Origin of the sequence: Liquorilactobacillus uvarum DSM 19971 (genome assembly GCF_001434935.1) — a bacterium.
GTDB lineage: Bacteria > Bacillota > Bacilli > Lactobacillales > Lactobacillaceae > Liquorilactobacillus > Liquorilactobacillus uvarum.
Window position 1 is genome coordinate 62,153 of the sequence record NZ_AZEG01000008.1, and the last position, 14,010, is coordinate 76,162.

Annotated in this window: 12 protein-coding genes and 1 other annotated feature; of the genes, 7 read left to right on the forward strand and 5 right to left on the reverse strand. The window is 35.2% G+C overall.

Annotated elements, in window-relative coordinates:
• Positions 1-119 precede the first annotated feature (119 nt).
• From FD20_RS05580 to FD20_RS05600, 5 genes are all read left to right on the forward strand, one after another.
• Positions 120-1,025: a magnesium transporter CorA family protein gene (locus FD20_RS05580; RefSeq protein WP_057736574.1), complete on the forward strand. Its 906-nt coding sequence runs from the start codon at positions 120-122 to the stop codon at positions 1,023-1,025.
• Between the two features lie 394 nt (positions 1,026-1,419).
• On the forward strand, positions 1,420-2,610 hold the full coding sequence (gene trpB / locus FD20_RS05585; RefSeq protein WP_057736575.1) for a tryptophan synthase subunit beta: 1,191 nt from the start codon (positions 1,420-1,422) through the stop codon (positions 2,608-2,610).
• 611 nt (positions 2,611-3,221) lie between these two features.
• A complete protein-coding gene (locus FD20_RS05590) occupies positions 3,222-4,295 on the forward strand; it encodes a S66 family peptidase (RefSeq protein WP_057736576.1) in 1,074 nt (357 codons plus the stop codon).
• Positions 4,296-4,476: 181 nt separating this feature from the next.
• Entirely contained in the window at positions 4,477-4,908 is a 432-nt protein-coding gene (locus tag FD20_RS05595; protein ID WP_083489050.1) for a MarR family winged helix-turn-helix transcriptional regulator, read from the forward strand.
• On the forward strand, positions 4,898-7,156 hold the full coding sequence (locus FD20_RS05600; RefSeq protein ID WP_057736578.1) for an ATP-binding cassette domain-containing protein: 2,259 nt from the start codon (positions 4,898-4,900) through the stop codon (positions 7,154-7,156). The genes FD20_RS05595 and FD20_RS05600 overlap by 11 nt, the downstream gene beginning before the upstream one ends.
• Positions 7,157-7,210: 54 nt before the next feature.
• Here the strand turns inward: FD20_RS05600 and FD20_RS05605 are convergent, their stop codons facing one another.
• From FD20_RS05605 to FD20_RS05615, 3 genes are read right to left on the reverse strand one after another with little or no spacing between them, the layout of a single operon-like run.
• Positions 7,211-8,509 (reverse strand): MFS transporter, encoded by a 1,299-nt coding sequence (locus FD20_RS05605; RefSeq protein WP_057736579.1) that lies wholly within the window; start codon positions 8,507-8,509, stop codon positions 7,211-7,213.
• A complete protein-coding gene (locus FD20_RS05610) occupies positions 8,509-9,441 on the reverse strand; it encodes an isocitrate lyase/PEP mutase family protein (protein WP_057736580.1) in 933 nt (310 codons plus the stop codon). The genes FD20_RS05605 and FD20_RS05610 overlap by 1 nt, the downstream gene beginning before the upstream one ends.
• Complete coding sequence (locus tag FD20_RS05615; protein WP_057736581.1) at positions 9,428-10,150, reverse strand: hypothetical protein; 723 nt, start codon at positions 10,148-10,150, stop codon at positions 9,428-9,430. The genes FD20_RS05610 and FD20_RS05615 overlap by 14 nt, the downstream gene beginning before the upstream one ends.
• Before the next feature lie 74 nt (positions 10,151-10,224).
• Positions 10,225-10,466, reverse strand: a binding site (T-box leader).
• A gap of 298 nt (positions 10,467-10,764) precedes the next feature.
• Between FD20_RS05615 and FD20_RS05620 the strand changes: the two genes are divergently transcribed.
• Together FD20_RS05620 and FD20_RS05625 are read left to right on the forward strand one after the other, a co-directional pair.
• The gene (locus FD20_RS05620) at positions 10,765-11,274 is read left to right on the forward strand and encodes a 2-thiouracil desulfurase family protein (RefSeq protein WP_057736582.1); all 510 of its coding nucleotides are present in this window, start codon (positions 10,765-10,767) and stop codon (positions 11,272-11,274) included.
• 40 nt (positions 11,275-11,314) lie between these two features.
• Positions 11,315-12,283 (forward strand): D-2-hydroxyacid dehydrogenase, encoded by a 969-nt coding sequence (locus FD20_RS05625; protein ID WP_057736583.1) that lies wholly within the window; start codon positions 11,315-11,317, stop codon positions 12,281-12,283.
• A gap of 177 nt (positions 12,284-12,460) precedes the next feature.
• Here the strand turns inward: FD20_RS05625 and FD20_RS05630 are convergent, their stop codons facing one another.
• Entirely contained in the window at positions 12,461-13,063 is a 603-nt protein-coding gene (locus tag FD20_RS05630; RefSeq protein ID WP_057736584.1) for an ECF transporter S component, read from the reverse strand.
• A 119-nt stretch (positions 13,064-13,182) separates the two neighbouring features.
• The gene (locus FD20_RS05635; RefSeq protein WP_057736585.1) at positions 13,183-13,776 is read right to left on the reverse strand and encodes a TetR/AcrR family transcriptional regulator; all 594 of its coding nucleotides are present in this window, start codon (positions 13,774-13,776) and stop codon (positions 13,183-13,185) included.
• Positions 13,777-14,010 lie beyond the last annotated feature (234 nt).

The window sequence follows — 14,010 nt, forward strand, 5'->3', positions numbered from 1 at the left end:
CACAGCAGTATTAAATTTTCGCAACATTTGACTTGTATAAACTAATCGTTACAATAAATTAAGGATTAAGTTAAACATATCGGATATTATTTAGATTAGAAGCAGCGGAGGTAATAGTTATGATCCAATCTCAAAAGATAAACATAGGATCTTTCAAAATTTGGTTAAGTGTCGAGAGTCCGCTTCCCGAAGACATCATGAAGTTACGAGAGAAATATAATTTATCGAAGGAACTTCTTGAATACGTTACGGATATTGATGAACCGACTAACTATGATTACGATAAAGAAACTCAATCGCAGTTATTTATTTACCATATACCATATAGAAGTCAACAAGGCTTTTTGACAGTACCGATTGTAATTCTTTTAATCGATGATCAGATTATTACTTTTAACCATTTTAATGATGAGACAGTTAAAAGAATCTTTAATACTGAACTTCTTAATACAGATACTTCTAATATTGAAACAAGTGTACTTGAAATATTAAAGAAATTAAGTGATATGTATCTCTTGCCGATGCATGAAATTAGACATCAGCGTAAAGAGCTAAATGATCTTTTAAGTACACGTACTGATAATAAAAACCTAATAGCACTTGCTAGTCTTAGAAAAAGCTTAATTTACTTTTCAAGCGCTACTCGAAATAATCAACAACTGCTTGAAGAGTTATCTGAAAAACATTTCGGATTAAATTTTCTTGAAGATCAGATTGAGTCATTAGTCGATGCAAAAATTGAAACACATCAGGTGGAGCAGTTAGTCGAAACTGAATCAGAAATCGTAACTCAATTAATTAATACTTTTGACACAATTTTAAGCAATAATCTGAATGACATTATGAAAATTTTAACAATCTGGTCAGTTGTTCTTGCAATTCCAACCATAATTACAGGTTTTTATGGAATGAATGTTAAATTGCCACTTGAACATAATCCATTAGCTTGGATTATTGTAATAGGCATTACGATAGCTATTATTTATTGGGTTATACAGGCGTTGCGACATCACCGTATAATCTGATTAAGGTTCTAAAAAATAACATGTTAGATACATATCAAGATTAAATTTGTCGCATAAAATTTTTAAACCGCAGAGGGTTAATGCTATCGATGTTTAATTTCTACTTGACGCAGATCTTTTTTTATATGATAATATTGGTAACTTTTAAAACGAAGGGAAGAATCATACCATGAACTTTATTCTAAATACTTGGCAAAACTGGCGTAGTTAGAAAGTAAGTTTGCGATGTAGTGTAGACTTACTTTAATTTTCAGTATTAAAGAGAGTCTATGCTGGTATGATAATTCTGGATATAACGCTATCTTCAGAGCCGCATAGTTGAATACTATGCGGCTTTTATCTATAATTTTTTCAGACAGACTCTCTTTCAAAAAATATAAAGGGGATCAAACTAATGGAAAATACAAATAAAAAAGGTTATTTTGGAGAATTTGGCGGACAATATGTACCGGATAAAGTTAAGGTTGCATTAAACGAATTAGAAGAAACCTATAATAAATATAAAGATGATCAAACATTTCGAGATGAGCTAACTTATTATCTCAAGGACTATTCTGGTCGAGCAACACCATTATATTACGCGGAGGGTTTGACGAATTATCTTGGTGGGGCAAAGATATATTTAAAGCGTGAAGATTTGAATCATCTTGGTGCACATAAATTGAATAATGTCCTGGGACAAATCCTGTTGGCTAAAAGAATGGGAAAGAAAAAAGTTGTAGCGGAAACAGGTGCTGGTCAGCACGGAGTCGCAACTGCGGCTGCAGCTGCAAAATTTGGAATGGAATGTGAAATTTTCATGGGTGCTGAAGATGTTGAACGTCAAAGATTAAATGTTTTTAGGATGGAATTGATGGGAGCAACTGTTAATTCTGTTACTGCAGGTACAGCGACTTTGAAAAATGCAGTTGACGCAGCGTTAGGATACTTTGCGGAGCATCTTGATGATACTTTTTATGTTCTTGGTTCAGCGGTCGGACCACATCCATATCCGACGATCGTTAAGGACTTTCAAAGTGTCATCAGTCGAGAAGCTCGCAGCCAGATACTTGAAAAAGAGGATCGCTTACCAGATGCTGTTATCGCATGTGTTGGAGGAGGCTCAAATGCAATTGGAGCATTTGCCGAATTCATTGACGACAAAAATGTTCGCTTGATTGGTGCTGAAGCCGCAGGAAAGGGCGTGGATAATCCTGAAAATGCAGCGACAATGACTAACGGGACTGTTGGAATTTCTGATGGAATGAAAACTTATGTTTTACAAGACGAAGAGGGAAGGGTTTTGCCGGCATACTCGATTTCAGCTGGGCTTGATTATCCTGGAGTCGGTCCAGAACATTCTTTTTTAAAGGATACTCATCGTGCCGAATATGTTCCTATAACCGATAAGGAAGCAGTTGAAGCTTTTGGTCTTCTTTCCAAAACCGAAGGAATAATTCCCGCCTTAGAAAGCTCACATGCAATTGCTGAAGCAATCAAGTTAGTTCCAAAGATGGATAAAAATCAAATTGTAATCATCAATATCTCTGGTCGTGGCGACAAAGATGTTGAACAAGTTGCTAATTACATGAACAAAGAAATTTAATTTGTGTAGTTCATTTCAATAAACAGTACCTAAAAAAGTTTATATGACCTTATATTTCCTGTTTTACTTAGGTTGTAAACTAATAACTACAAGCACATTCAGAACTTACACTAATATAAAAACAAAACATGTTATTGTGGAGCACTATAATAAAGTTTGATTTATTGAGTTTGAGTAAGCTTAAATATTTTCAATTAAAAAACTTTGATTCTTAAAATTGAAGCTGCACTAGCATTACTTTGCCAAGTATTGCCTTGAACATTGTTATTTATGACTATTCGAATTAGAAAAAGCTTAAATGTACCGCTTCAAACCTGAGCTACACATATGTAATTGAAGTTTCTCATGCCTTCGCAGAAGGTAAAATTGGGATTCTATTTCAATTCCATTAAGGCGTACATTCATATAAATTTTTCTAAAAATACAAGAGCTTTTTCCTTTGGGATCACTCATGGCAACATCTTCAAAGTTCAAGTAATATATAACTATAAATTGAATGTAAGTTGTTCTTTTTCAAATAATGTTGAAAATATATCGCTTGTTAAGGAATAGTTTAGCGTCTCTATCTATAGCAAACAAACTATATAGCATATAAAAGGGAATTGAGTGTTATGAGAAAACCGCAAGCATTGAATATTGGTGATAAAGTTGCAATTGTTAGTCTATCTTCTGGTGTTTTAGGAGAGCCATTTTACAGCCATGAGTTAAAACAAGGTAAAAACAGATTACTAGAGATGGGGTTAAAACCTGTTTTTATGCCTAACGCGTTAAAGGGAATTGATTATCTTAAAAAGCACCCTGAACTTCGGGCTGAAGATTTAAAGGATGCTTTTATTGATAAATCAATCAAAGGGATAATTTGTGCAATAGGCGGAGATGATACTTACCGTCTTATACCTTACTTATTGGAAGATGAAGAATTTAGAAGAGCAGTTGAAAATGATCCGAAACTATTTACTGGTTTTTCAGACACAACCATCAATCATCTTATGTTCTATAAATTAGGGATGAATACATTTTATGGTCCGAATTTCATCAATGACCTTGCTGAATTAGATAGTAGTATGTTGAACTACACTAGAGGGTTCTTTTTGAATTATTTTAAAAGAATAGATTACCTAGAAATCAATTCTAGTGATTGCTGGTATGAAGAGCGAGAAGACTTTTCTAAGAAAGCACTTGGGACGAAACGAATCAAGCATTTGGAAAAAAGAGGATATGAGGTGCTGCGCGGCAGTGGGAGCGTAACAGGGAAACTTTTGGGTGGATGCCTTGATAGCTTTTATGATATTTTGGGAAATGAGCGCTATCCTCATGAAAAATCTCTTGCTGAAAAATACGAACTTTTTCCGTCAAGTGAAGAATGGAAAGGAAAAATTCTTTTTCTGGAGACAAGTGAAGAAAAGCCTTCCCCGACACTGTATCAAAAAATGCTTACCGTTTTAAAAAAACGTGGTGTTTTTGAAGCGGTTAAAGCTATACTCATTGGTAAACCACAGAATGAAATCTACTATGATGAATACAAGACAATAATAACCTCAGTGACTGAAGATACGGAAACTCCTATTATTTTTAACGTTAACTTTGGACATGCCTATCCGAGGACCATTGTGCCATATGGTCTAGAAACAAAAGTCGATTTTGAACAACGAAAAATTATTATTAAAGAATCTCTTTTTGAATAGTAGAGTTTTAGAAAAATCAAGCAAAATGTGCACATATAAAAATATTGGCAAAAATGGAATTGGGTCGCATAGGCTAATGCGATTCGATTTCTTTTTTATTGCTTAAAACAAATAAAAAGTATATAATTTCTAAAAAGAAATTATTTTTAATTAGAAATCATATTAAAGGAGAATTTTAAATTTGAATGAACGAATAAAAAAAGCTTTGACGAACCTTCAATGTGAATTTGTTGCTGAAAGAAACGTTGTCAACCCTCTGGAAATAAAATGGATACAATATGATATCTTAGCGGCATTAGCAAAAAAGAAAATGCTTCCATCAGAGTTGAGTAAGTACTTGGGCATTTCTCGTTCAAAACTATCGAAAAATCTTTTTGAACTTAGAAAAAACAGCTATATTGAACAGATACCAAGCAGAACTGATCATAGAGAACTAGTTACTTGTATATCTGATAAAGGGCGAAAATTTTTAATAAACATTGATGCCGGGCATCGAAAGCTGACCACTATTGCAATTAATGTGTTATCACAAGAAGAACAGGCAGAATTTATCAAAATTGCCGAAAAATTAGCTGATGCGTTGGGAAAGGAGCGGCTGACTAATGGCAGATGATCAAGAATTTATTGAGTTATACGGTGCAGCAACAAATAACTTGAAACATATTAACTTAAAGATCCCCAAATATAAAATAAATCTTTTTACTGGTGTATCCGGTTCGGGCAAGTCTTCTTTAGTTTTTTCAACGATTGCAGCTGAATCACAACGAATGGTTAATAAAACTTACTCTAGCTATGTTCAGCAAATGCTCCCACAATATCCCGAACCAATAATCGAAAATATTAAAAATCTTCCTTTTTCAATAGTCGTTGACCAGAAACCAATGACTGGTAATTCAAGATCAACGGTCGGAACCTACACTGATATTTATACTGGACTAAGACTTCTTTTTTCAAGATTAGCGCAGCCATTTATAGGTTACTCAATGAATTATTCGTTTAATAATCCGGCAGGAATGTGTCCCGCATGTCAAGGTTTAGGGAAAAAAAGAAAGATAGTTATTGAGCGTCTTATTGACTGGGATTCCAGCTTGAACGACGGTGCAATCCATTTTCCAACATTTCGTCCAGGTGAGTGGCGCTTAACAAGATATACAGAATCAGGTTATTTTGATAATAATCTCCCGCTTAAAAAATGGGAAAAGGAAAAGTTGGATCTATTTCTGTATGGTCAGCCTCAGACTCCAACAACACCAACCCAAAAGTGGCATAAAACAGCAAAGTATATAGGTTTGTTACTCAGAATAAGAGAAACCTTCCTAACTAAAGAGACAAAAAAATACGCAACAGAGATTGCAAAGATCACCGAAACTGCAGTGTGTTCTGAATGTCATGGAACAAGGGTCAATAAAAAAGTTGAGTCGGCTAAAATAAAGGGAACTTCTATTGCTGATTGTTCTCAAATGACACTTGCTGAATTATATGACTGGCTTCAGACAATTGACCAGCAGCAAGTCATGGTTGTTGTTGGTGACTTAAAAGAAAAATTACGTAGTCTTTCATCGGTTGGACTTGATTATCTAATGCTTAATCGTTCAACACTTAGTTTATCTGGTGGGGAAGCTCAGCGTGTCAGGCTGGCTAATTATTTGACAAGTTCACTGACAAATATTCTCTACATTTTTGATGAGCCAAGTGTTGGTCTTCATCCTCATGACTTAGTGGGAATTAACCGAATTTTCAAAAATCTTTGTCATAAGGGCAATACTGTTTTAATTATCGACCATGATCCAGATATAATAAAAATAGCTGATCAAGTTTTTAATTTAGGTGAAAAAGCTGGAACTGAAGGCGGTTATCTTACCTATCACGGTTCTCTCACAGGGTTGATAGAATCAAAAACTGCAACAGGAAGAGAATTGTCAAAAAAGCCAATATTATGTACTGAACAGCGCTATTTTACAGAATTTTATATGTTGCAGAATGTATCCTTGCACAATATACATAATGCATCTATTAAAGTGCCAAAAAAAGCATTGACAGTGGTTACTGGAGTAGCAGGCTCAGGGAAAAGCACACTCATAAGGGACTTATTTGTCGAAAAATATCCGCAAACAATTGTTCTGAGTCAACGAAACATTCATACGAGCAATAGATCAAATATTTTAACCTATTTAGGAATATTTGATGATATTAGAGAAAAATTTGCCAGACACACACACAAGCCAGTATCATTTTTCAGTTTCAATGGCAAAGGAGCATGCGAGATTTGCAAAGGTAAAGGATACGTTGAAATTGACTTAGCATACATGGGAAAAACAAAATATGTGTGCGAAGCTTGCCAAGGGCAGCGTTATAATCAAGAAGTTTTGAAGCAGTTTTGGAAGGGAATCAATATAGCTCAGTTTTTAAAAATGTCAGTCAAAGATGCTGCTAAATTATTTAATACTGGGAAACTACACAAAGTTTTAGATAGTTTAATGAAAGTCAGCTTAGACTATATAAAGTTAGGGCAGACGCTTGATACATTTTCAGGTGGGGAGCTTCAACGTTTAAAAATTGCACAATTACTAATTAACTTGCATACCAATATCATAGTTCTGGATGAACCTACAAGTGGCTTGCACGAAGCGGATATTCAAAACTTAGTCAATTTGTTTAAAACAATGATTGCTGCCGGTTGTACTATTATAATATTGGAACATAATCTTCACATAATGGGGCAGGCAGATTGGATTATCGATATGGGGCCATTTGCTGGTCAAGCAGGTGGTAAGGTGCTTTTTCAAGGATATGTTCAGCAATTAATGAAGAACAACAATACACTAACAGCAAAGAGTTTAAACGACTATTATGGACAATAGAAAAAAGCAAAACTGCGTACATTCAGTTTTGCCTTTCTTATTGGTATTAGAGTATTATCGAATTTCTTGCTGCTTTGTTTCTGGACCAAAAAGTAGGACTACTATTGCTGCGATCAGCATAATTGTTGCGATCAAATAAAAAATTAAATCAGCTGAGAATTCTTGAATCGCCCATGTTGCAAAATAAGGGGTTAAAACGGTTAATAATTTTGCAATTCCATTAGCTGTCCCAGCACCTCGAAAACGAAAATCAGTAACAAACAGTTCTGAAACATAAACTCCAACTACGGAGGCCATTAAAATATAAAAAGTCATTGTCAGCAAAAAGCCTATTGCAATTATCGTTGTTGGATTGGTTTGTTGTGTATATATCAGTCCCAAAATAGCTGAGATAACAAACGTTGGAATAATAGTTTTCTTTCGGCCTATCCAATCTACAAGCAGTGCACCAATTAAGGCTCCGACTGGAGCACCGGTCATCATGATCATAGAGTATCCCAGCGAATGCACAATATTTATTCCTTTTTCAATTAATAAAGTAGGGGCCCAAGAAGTGAATGTATATTGTGAAATCATAACTGCCGATACCGCAACTGTTGCGATAAACAATCCACGTTTCAGATTAGGATTTTTGGACTGTTGCATCTGATGTGCACTATGGTCGCTTGTATCAGAATATGATCCATTAAGTTCTAATGCAGAAATTATTTTTTCAGCTTCGGCATATTTTCCTTTGGAAATCAGCCAACGTGGAGATTCAGGAAAATGTCGCCGAATAACCCATAAAATAAGTGCGGCTGTCCCGATAAAAAGAAACATTGAACGCCAAGAATAACGAGGTATAAAATAAGTTGCTAAAAGAAGAGCCAAAGGTGCGCCCAAATTAGCAATAACTGCGGTTGCTCCAGACCAGCGTCCACGTGTTTTCACAGGAGCAAACTCATTAATTAATGAGTACCCAGTCACAATTTCAGCACCTAATCCACAAGCAGCAATAAAACGGAAAAAAATTAGAAAATAGATACTTGGTGAAAAAGCCCCAATAAAGGTAAAAATTCCAAACAGGAGAAGATTCAACTGATAAGCTTTTTTTCGTCCCCATAAATCACCGATAAATCCTGCGGCAATTGACCCGATAAACAAACCGAGAAAACCTGCAGACAAAAAGATTGAGCCTTGATTTAAAGTTGCAAAATGCTGAGCAATTATATCAGCATTTACTGCGCTGGACATATAAACATCACTTGCATCAATCATCATTCCAGCAACAACCAATCCAAAAACTTTATAGAATAAGGTTGATTCTTTCGAAGTATTAAGTCTGTTTTGTAAGATATATTCCTTATTTTCCATTAGCACGACTCCTTCTTGATATTTAGATCCTGTAGCATTTTTTTCATTTCTTCTGGAGCGTATTGTTGTTCTCGTTGATTAATTTCGTCAAGACCAATAAAATTGTTGAAACGATCAAAAGTAATCATTTTGTCTTCTTGTCCAGCTGTTGTGCCAGTTTCTTTCAAATTAGAAAGCAACTGCTCAGTCGCAAATGTATGTGCATAAGTTAAAGCAGTTGGATGCACTACTATACTAAAACCTAAACTGCATAATTCTTTGGAGGTCAGCATAGGTGTTGCACCACCCTCAATCATATTTGCCATCAGTGGTGTATTCGGAAAAGCAGCAGCGATTTCTTTTAATTCCTCAATATTTTGCGGAGCTTCAATGAAAACTAAATCAGCTCCAGCCGCTAAGTATTGTCGACTGCGTTTAATAGCATCATCTAATCCATTTACTGCACGTGCATCAGTTCTTGACATGATTAAAAAATTATTGTTTTTTCTCTCGGAAACAGCTGTTTTGATCTTTTCGGCTAGAACATGCGGGGCTTCAACACTCTTTCCAGACATATGGCCGCAACGTTTAGGCCATTTTTGATCTTCTAAAAAAATTCCAGCGGCTCCAATTGCTTCATAATTGTGGACAGTTCGACGAATATTATCTAAATCCCCATAACCCGTATCGGCATCCGCAAAAACAGGAATATCAACAGCGTTTATGATTTCACGGCATTTATTGAGCATAATAGAGAAGTCTGCAATTCCACGATCTGGCATTGCCAAATTACTGGCACTTGTAGCGTACCCGGCTGCGAAAATAGCCTTAAAACCAAGTCTTTCTGCTATTCTAGCTGAAAGGCTGTCCGGTGCAACAATCATATCTGTAATGTGATTATCCGTATGGACAGCTTTATCAAAATATCTTCTTAAATGATCAAAGTTTTTCATATTGTTTTTCCTCCAGTCGTGAAATTAGTTCAGCTGTCATTTTTTCTTGATATTTAATTGAATCAGCGATTGGAATGATAAACGCTGGGACTGCTTGTTCAAGCTCGGCTCTTGAAATAAGCTCGTTGTCTTGGGCTAAGCCAATATTCGTAAGTGAAACCTTGTTTTCAAGTTCTAAAAATAACTCATTATTTAGATGGCCAATTATAATACTCGCAATACCGAGTTTTTTAGCGATCTTTATTCTTTCCTTAATTCCAGAAATACCGTAATACTGAATTCCATCAAGTTTCACGACTAACTTCGCGGACTTTCCCTTTAAACCGTCCTGAGCTGCTTTTAACTTACCCGCAAAATTCAGTAAAGAAACTGGCTGTTGTGGAGTAAGACTATGAGCAGGGAAAGACTGATCATTTAATACTAGCCGATCGGCTCCAGATCGAGCTAATTCGCATGCCGTATAGTATGTGTTCAAGGCGTTTCCAAAGCCTGATTGTCCATCAGCTAGAAGTTCTGCTGAAGTAGTTAGCCTAAGATTACGCAAAAAATTTGCGTATTCTGACAAACATAGAAGCCCCTCATTGTCTTGATCAGTAAATTGACGTGCTAACAGGCGCGCGCTAACGAACACAGAAGTATTTGTTGTTCTTTCTAGTTGGTGAAGTAGAATTGCATCAGCAGCAACTGGAATGATTCTTGTTGATTGCATAAGATTTCCATCCTTTCTTAAATAAATTAGATTATGATTATAGGCAAAAAAACGCCCTCTAGGTTATTAATAACCTAAAGGACGTTTACAAACGCGGTACCACCTTAATTCGCAACTCAAATATTGAAATTGCATCTCTTACGCACGTATTCATGCGCATTTGCTGTAATGGGCAAGCCCAATCACCACTTCAATCTCAATACTGTCGCAGTGATAACTCAAGGATTACTTTCAATCAGTCATTTTTACCTGATCCCACCAACACAGGTTCTCTAAAAAAAATGAGTAAATCTACTCTTCCTCTCAACGATTTATAATCATTTGCTAATTTATTGCAGTATAGATAATTCAAAACTGCTTGTCAATAGGGAAATTAAAAATAATTATTTTTAAACAATAAACAATTTTCGAAATTTATTAGGGATTAACACTAAAAGCCAATTTTCCTGATTACTTCAGTTTAATTTGTTTTTTTAAATAGATTATTGATAAATCTAAACATGGTTAAGTATTATTCGAATAACAGTTGTTTTATTTGGTGTGGTATACTACCATTAATAAAAAAATGATTGATAATGAATATTGGCATAATTAGCAAGTGAGGTCGATAAAAAGTGATTCTGGTAAGCTCTTGTCTAGCGGGTTTTAAAGTACGCTACAATGGAACAGATGCACAAAATATGACAGTGAGATGGCTTGTTACGCATGGTCAGGCAATCACTGTTTGTCCAGAAATAATGACTGGTTTTTCTACTCCAAGACCATCCGCAGAAATTGTCGGAGGTAGTGCAGGGGATGTCCTGAATGGAAAAGCATATGTTAAAGAATGCAATGGAAATGATGTGACTGCTAAATATATTGCAGGTGCGCAAATGGTCTTGGAAATTGTACGAAGAAATAATGTTCAAGTAGCTTTTCTAAAGGAGAACAGTCCGTCTTGCGGCGTAAACAATGTTTACACTGGTCTTTTTAACGGACAGTTATTGCATGGAAGCGGCATAACCGCACATGTTTTAAAAACTGAGGGCATCCAAGTCTATTCTGATTTAGAATTAAATTATGCAAAAGTTAAGCCTTTTGTTTCTGCAAATGTTTCTAAAATGCTTAAATCCGAAATCCACTGATACTTCATGCCGGCACAATTTTGAAAGGAATGATTATTAAATGAAATTAGTAGTTTTAGATGGTTATGCTTTAAACCCTGGCGATTTAAGCTGGAAAGAATTTGAAAAATTAGGGGATTTAAAGGTATATGCTCGAACATCTTATACAGATGAGTCTGAAATTCTAGAAAGAATTGGCAATGCGGAAATAATATTTACAAATAAAACTCCAATTAGCCGTCAAATTATTGAAAAAGCGCCTAGTCTCAAGTATATTGGTGTGTTAGCAACTGGATACAATGTAATTGATGTTGAAGCTGCAAACGAAAATGGAGTCACGGTTACCAATATTCCAGCGTATGGAACCGAAGCCGTTGCACAGGCTACTTTTGCATTACTGTTGGAAATCACAAATCAAGTTGGATTGCATAATAGAGCTGTTCATGAAAATGAGTGGCAAAGAAGTCCTGACTTTACTTTTTGGAAAACACCGTTAATCGAATTAGCCGGAAAAACCTTTGGCTTGATTGGTTTCGGAAGAATTGCACAAGCAACAGCACAAATCGCTCACGCAATGGGGATGAAAGTTATTTTTTATAATCATAGACCAAAAAAAGTGGATATAGATTGGGTAAAACAGGTAACATTGGATAATTTGCTGATGCAAGCAGATGTTATCAGTTTGCATATTCCGCAAACCAGGTCAACAAGCGGTTTCATTGATCAGAAAAAAATTTCAAAAATGAAAGATGGAGTTATTTTACTCAATACAGCACGCGGAGGGCTTTTGAATGAAAAAGAAGTTGCTGCTGCCTTAAATAGCGGCAAAATATCTGCTGTTGGAGTAGATGTAGTTTCATCCGAACCAATTCAGACGGACAATCCGTTGCTTTCTGCTCCAAATTGTTTTATTACCCCGCATATTGCTTGGGCCCCAGTTGAAACTCGTCAGCGATTACTAAAGATATGCCTTGATAACATAACAGCTTTTTTGGCTGGAAATACAAAAAATGCAGTTAATCATCAATAAAGTACGATGATTAACTGCATTTTTCTATATGCAAACAGCCTAATTATAAAGCTTTTGAGTTGTTTTTTTGACCAATTATTTTCGAGTAAATTGCATAGTGCAAATAGTCTACAATACTTTGACCATATTAATCAACTTGTCGAAAACTATACTGGACCTGCTGACACAAAAATATTTTTAACCGAGATTATTTTTTTTCAAAATTACCGAAAGAGATTTAACAATAATTGGAACAACTATTCCCGCAAGAATCGCTTCTGGAATACCATTTGTTCCAACAACACCTAATAGCAATTTTCCAAGCAAATCAGCATCTTTCAACCCGTATGCATGTGCAACAGCGGGCGTGCGGAAACCTATATAAATGGTCCCCAGCACTAAAAGTGTATTGAGCATTGAGCATATTAAAGCTGTTATAACTGAGCGAACAACTAAACTAAAATGAGAAAGCCTTTTAAAGATGACCGCTGCTAGTAGTCCAACAATGATTCGAGGAACAATCGAAACCAAAGGATTCGTAAAAACAAGCGTTTGAACGAGACTTGTCGGTCTTGTCCATGCATTAATAAATGAAAACACGCCCCAAGTCGTTCCAGCTACAGTGCCCTCAAAAGATCCAAATAAAATTCCGACAATGATGACAGTGATATGAATAGTTGTCAAATTGATTAATCCAATTGGAACATACCCCAGCATTGGGAAAAGACTTTGAACAATTATAATGGCCATAACAATACCAGAAATGGTGATACGCCTTATTTTTTTTCTATTATCTAACATTTTACAATACCTTCTTTATCGTATTTTAAACACAAACTCTAAGGTTATCGAAATTATAAAAAAAATACATCGACAAAAAATAGATCAAAAATTAGAGTTCTTTCTAGTTTCTCTATTTTTTATTTGTAATTTATTAATTTTTTTAATAAATCAAGTTGTTCATCAATATATTTTTCTGATGCTTGGTGGAGGTAGCAAAAAACACTCAAACCTTCAATAGTCAAAATAAAATGATCGCCAATTGTCGCCAATTGGTTCTCTTCAATTTGACGCTGTACAACTCCCAAATTAAGGACACCTAAGATTGTTCTGCGCATCTCGTCTAAATTTTTGGATAAAAAGTTCGTAGCCTCAACTGAATTTTCAGAATAATATTCATAACCAGACATCAACAGTGACTTGGATATATTAAGCAACCGTTCTTTTTGCAGACTCAGGTATTTATCTAAAACTTCTTCAAAAGATCTGTTGCTCAGTATATCTTCTCTAACAACGTCAAATCTTTTGTGTTCACGTTCGGTAATTATAGCTTGCATGATTTCTTCAGTCGAAGAAAAATAAAGGTATAGTCCACTGCGACTGAGGTTGATTGCACTTGCGATATCTTTCATAGTTGTGTTGGCAAAACCCTTTTTCAATAAAATTTGACGTGCATTTTTTAATATTTCATATCTTTTAACTTCCCGTAACTTTTCATTTGCTTTTCTAGCCATATGAACCTCCTAAAATATAAAGTAACACGCGTGACACCTTATTGAAAGTCTATTTTAAAAGTCTGCCTTTGTCAATTATATTTTCCCGTTTCTTTCAATTCAGATAGGGATTTTTTTAATTAAGCTCAATAATAACTTTTAAAATCATCCGAAACGAATATGAGAAAATTATTTTTGAAAAATTGCAAATTAAACAAAGTAAGGTATACTTTAAGAAAAAATTTTTTGAAAGGA